Source organism: Mesorhizobium sp. M1E.F.Ca.ET.063.01.1.1 (assembly GCF_003998155.1).
In the GTDB taxonomy this organism is placed as follows: domain Bacteria; phylum Pseudomonadota; class Alphaproteobacteria; order Rhizobiales; family Rhizobiaceae; genus Mesorhizobium.
Genome location: NZ_RZSC01000469.1, coordinates 1 through 4721 on the forward strand (window position 1 = coordinate 1; position 4721 = coordinate 4721).

Below are 4721 nucleotides of genomic sequence, written 5' to 3' on the forward strand. Positions count from 1 at the left end.
GGGCGCTGTCATGTTCGACCTGACGCTGCACGGCATCGGCCAGAACTACGATCTTGCCAAGCTGCTCATCGAGCCGCCTTTCCTGGCGTTGACGCTATCGGTGCTGGTGGCGGCAGCGCTCGCCTTCCTGCACGGCCTTGGCCGGTTCGGGCCGCCGCGCGCCGAAGGGCGCGCCATTGCCTTCGGCAAGCGGGCGCTGGTCGACACCACCGCGATGCTGTTGAAGCGCGCCGGGCGGCTGCAGGGGCTCGGCGACCGTTACGCGTCGCTAATGCGGCACCGCGCCGCCGCGCTGCTTGGCGCCCCGCACGGGCTGCAGGGCGAAGCGGTCGACCGCTGGCTGGATTCCCGCGACAAAAGCGAAGCGCACGGCTTCACCGCGCGTTTCAAGGCCGCGAACGATTCCAACAGTTTGGCCGGAATGCATGAAGCAGCGGAGAAGCTACATGACTGGACGGCAAGGAGGCTCGGTGAACGTCGATGAAGTTAAGACCCTGGCGAGCGCGATCAGGGAAGAAGTGGCGAAGGCGATCACCGGTCAGCACGACACGGTCGATCTGATGCTGACGGCGCTGTTCGCCGGCGGGCACATATTGCTCGAAGGGCCGCCGGGCACCGCCAAGACCATGACGGCGCGCTGCTTCGCGCAGGCGCTCGGCGTCTCCTATGGACGCATCCAGTTCACGCCCGACCTGATGCCCGGCGACATCGTCGGCTCCAATATCTACAATTTTCAGAGCGGGCAATTCACGCTGACGCGCGGCCCGATCTTCTGCGACCTGCTGCTCGCCGACGAAATCAACCGCACGCCGCCGAAGACGCAAGCGGCCCTGCTCGAAGCCATGCAGGAGCATGCCGTCACCTTCGACGGCACGACGCATTCGCTCGGCAAGAATTTCATGGTGGTGGCGACGCAGAACCCGATCGAGCATCAGGGCGTCTATCCGCTGCCCGAAGCCCAGCTCGACCGCTTCCTGTTCAAGCACCGGGTGAGCTATCCGGATGCGCAGGAAGAGCGCGCCATCATCATCCATCATGGTGGTGGCTCCGCCTCGCACGACATCGGGCAATACGGCATCAAGGCGCGGACCGACCGCAAGACGCTCGAAGCGGCGCTTGCCACGGTGGGCGACGTCACACTGGTCGACGACGTCGTCGGCTACATCGCGGCGCTGGTGCGCGGCACGCGCGAAAGCCCGGACCTCGAAGTCGGCGCCAGCCCGCGCGCGGGAGCCATGCTGGCTCGCGCCGCGCGCGCCAGGGCGGCGCTCGACGGCCGCAACTATGTTATCCCCGACGACGTCAAGGCGCTGGCCGTGCCGGCGCTGCGCCACCGCGTCATCCTCTCGCCGGCGGCGCAGATCGACGGACGGCTGGTCGAGCAGATCGTTTCCGACCTCGTCGACCAGACGGAAGCGCCGCGTTGATCTATCCGAGCGGCCGAGCGGTGTGGGCAGCGGCGGCGGGGGCGACCCCCGCCTTCCTGATCGCGCTCGCGCTGCCCTCTGTCTGGTATCTCGGTCTGTTGTGGATCTGCGCGCTGCTTGCCTTCCTGGCGGTCGACGCCGCGGCCGGGCGCGGACGTGCCTCGCTCAGCGCGACGCTGACCGCGCCGCCGCAGGTCGGCGTCGGCGGCCGTTTCACGCTGCACATAGCGGCCGGGCTCGGCGCAAGGCCGCGCCGGCTGCAGGTGCGCGTCGGGCACGACCAGCGGCTTTCGCCTGTCAACGGTACGGGCGGCGCGCTGCCGGCGAATGGCACGCTCGATCTCGAATTCGATGCGGTCAGACGCGGCATCGCCAGCTTCGACCGGCTGTGGCTGCGCTGGCAGGGACCGTTCGGGCTGATCTGGAACCAGGTCGTGCTGCCGATGGACCGCAAGATAGCGGTGTTGCCGGACGTCAGCCGCGCGCGCGACGAGGCGATCACGCTGCTGCAGCGCTCCGCCCTCGCCGACGGCCACGCGCAGAAGCGCGCCGGCCAGGGCCGCGAGTTCGAGGCGCTGAAGGACTATCAGCCCGGCATGGGCCGGCGCATGATCGACTGGAAGCGCAGCGCTCGCCACGGCAAGCTGCTGGCGCGCGAGTTCCGGATCGAGGAAAACAACAACATCGTTTTAGCCATCGATAGCGGCCGGCTGATGTGCGAGCCGGTCGACGGCGTGCCGAAGGTCGACCGTGCAGTGACGGCGGCGTTGCTGTCAGCCTTCATTGCGCTCAAGGGCGGCGACCTCGTCAGCCTGTTTTCCTTCGACGCCAGACCGCGCGTCTCGAGCGGCGCGGTGCGCGGCTCGCCGAGCTTTTCGATGATCCAGAAGCGCGCGGCCGAGATCGACTATTCGACAGAGGAGACCAATTTCACGCTGGCACTGACCACCCTTGCCGCGAAGCTCGACCGGCGCTCGCTGGTTATCGTCTTCACCGATTTCGTCGACCCGATCAGCGCCGAATTGATGCTGCGCACCGTCGGCCGGCTGACCGAGCGGCATCTGGTGCTGTTCATGCTGATGAAGGACGTCGAGCTGGAGACGTTGGCCGACATGGCCCCGGCGGCGCCTGAGGACGTCGCCCGCGCGGTGACTGCCGGCGACCTGCTCAGGCAGCGGCAGGTGGTCATCGGCAAGCTGCGGCTGCTTGGCGCGCATGTCATCGAGGCCGACCACCGGCGGCTCGGTCCGGCGCTGGTCGAGCGCTATATCCAGCTCAAGGAGGAGAACCTCTTATGACGCTGCGTGCCGGCACCGACGCGGTGCGCCAGTCGCTGGCAAGCTTCCGCCAGGAGCGCGAGGCCGACTGGAAGGCGTTCGAGGCGCTGCTTGCACGCGTCGAGAAACGCGCGCCGCGCGCGCTGTCGGAAGACGAGCTTCTGTCGCTGCCGCTGCTCTACCGCTCGGCGCTGTCCTCGCTCTCGGTGGCCCGCGCGACCTCGCTCGACAGCGCGCTGATCGCCTATCTCGAAGCGCTCTGCCTGCGCGGCTATTTCTACCTCTATGGCGCGCGACGCTCACTGAGAACACGCATCGGCGACTTCTTCCTGCACGACTGGCCGGCGGCGATCCGCGACCTGTGGCGCGAGGTGTGGACGTCGGTCGCCCTGACGGTGATTGGCGCGATCGCCGGCTATTGGCTCGTCGCCCCCGACAAGCGCTGGTACGACGCCATCATCGCGCCGAGCCTGGCCGGCGGGCGCAATCCGGATTCGTCTGCGGAGATGTTGCGCAGCGTGCTTTATGGCGATGGCGGCGGCCATTTCCTCTCGGGCTTCGCCGCCTATCTCTTCACCCACAACACGCAAGTCTCGATCCTTGCTTTCGCGCTCGGCTTCGCCTTCGCGGTGCCGAGCGTGCTGATCATTCTGATGAACGGCTGCATGCTCGGCGCGCTGTTCCAAGTCTATGCGGCCAAGGGGCTCGGCTTCGAGCTCGGCGGCTGGCTGTCGATCCACGGCACGACGGAGCTGTTCGCGATCGCGATCGCGGGTGCTGCCGGCATGCGCATCGGCACCAGCATCGCCTTTCCCGGCGAGTTGACGCGCATGGCGGCGGCCGCGCAAGCCGGGCGCGTGGCGGCAACCGCCATGGTCGGTGTGGCGGTGATGCTGCTGTTTGCCGGCCTGCTCGAAGGCATCGGCCGGCAGACGATCACCGGCGACGTCGCCCGTTATTCGATCGGCGGCGGCATGCTGACGCTCTGGATCTGCTATTTCTATCTGTTCCGGATGGTGCGGCATGGCAACGGCTAGGAACCCCGCCGCGCTGGTGCGCCCGCTGGTCACCCCGGAGGGCGTGGACCTGCGCGTGAGGCTGGCGGATGCCGGCACGCGGGCTTCGGGATTCCTGCTCGACGTGGTGATCATCATCACCGCCGCGGTCGTGGTCAGTCTTGTCGCGATCTTCGGCCTGGGCGGGCTTGGCATGCAGGACGCGGAGCCGCTCTTCATCGTCTGGATCATCTTCATCTTCCTGCTGCGCAACGTCTATTTCATCGCCTTCGAGGCAGGACGACGGGCGGCGACGCCCGGCAAACGGATGGTGGGAGTCCGCGTCGCCTCGCGCAGCGGCGCGGGCCTTACCCTCGACCAGGTCATCGCGCGCAACCTGATGCGCGAGATCGAGGTGTTCCTGCCGCTGTCTATCCTTGCCGCGCGCGGCGGCGCCGGCGTTGCCGATACGCTGTCGACCATCTTCGGCCTGGTGTGGGCGCTGCTGTTCTCGCTGTTTCCGCTGTTCAACCGCGATCGCTTAAGGATCGGCGACCTGCTTGCCGGTACCTGGGTGGTCGAGGCGCCGAAAGTGGCGCTGGTCGAGGATCTTTCGCTACGCAAGGACCCGATCGCGGCCCGCTTCCAGTTCAGCGCCGCGCAGCTCGATGCCTATGGCATCGCCGAACTGCACAAGCTGGAGGAAGTGCTGCGCCGCGACGACTATTTCGCGATGAAAGCGGTGGCGGAAACGATCGGCCGCAAGATCGGCGCAAAGGTCGAGCCGGTCGATTCAAAGGCCTTCCTCACCGCCTATTACGGCGAGCTCCGCGCGCATCTCGAACGCAAGCTGCTGCTCGGCAATCGCAAGGCGGATAAATACGCGCGGTGAGCCGTGACAATAGCTGAGAAAAGTCGGCGCTGCCCCTCATTGCCCTGCCGGGCATTTCTCCCCGTATAGCGACGGGGGAGAAAGACGCCGTCGCTATACGGGGAGAAATGCCCGGCAGGGCAATGAGGGG

4 protein-coding genes and 1 pseudogene are annotated in these 4721 nt (G+C 67.1%); all 5 read left to right on the plus strand.

All coding sequences use genetic code 11. The features are described from left to right. Positions 1 to 484: pseudogene (locus tag EOA29_RS25595) on the plus strand (DUF4350 domain-containing protein); the annotation flags it as partial. Beyond that, positions 471 to 1427: a MoxR family ATPase gene (locus EOA29_RS25600; RefSeq protein WP_126094306.1), complete on the plus strand. Its 957-nt coding sequence runs from the start codon at positions 471 to 473 to the stop codon at positions 1425 to 1427. The pseudogene EOA29_RS25595 and the gene EOA29_RS25600, both read left to right, overlap by 14 nt. Then, on the plus strand, positions 1424 to 2725 hold the full coding sequence (locus EOA29_RS25605) for a DUF58 domain-containing protein (protein ID WP_126094307.1): 1302 nt from the start codon (positions 1424 to 1426) through the stop codon (positions 2723 to 2725). The genes EOA29_RS25600 and EOA29_RS25605 overlap by 4 nt, the downstream gene beginning before the upstream one ends. Continuing rightward, positions 2722 to 3741, plus strand: coding sequence for a stage II sporulation protein M (locus tag EOA29_RS25610; protein ID WP_127221786.1), 1020 nt, complete (start codon positions 2722 to 2724; stop codon positions 3739 to 3741). Before EOA29_RS25605 ends, EOA29_RS25610 begins: the two co-directional genes overlap by 4 nt. Further along, positions 3728 to 4591: an RDD family protein gene (locus EOA29_RS25615; RefSeq protein ID WP_127221787.1), complete on the plus strand. Its 864-nt coding sequence runs from the start codon at positions 3728 to 3730 to the stop codon at positions 4589 to 4591. Before EOA29_RS25610 ends, EOA29_RS25615 begins: the two co-directional genes overlap by 14 nt. Positions 4592 to 4721: the final 130 nt, after the last annotated feature.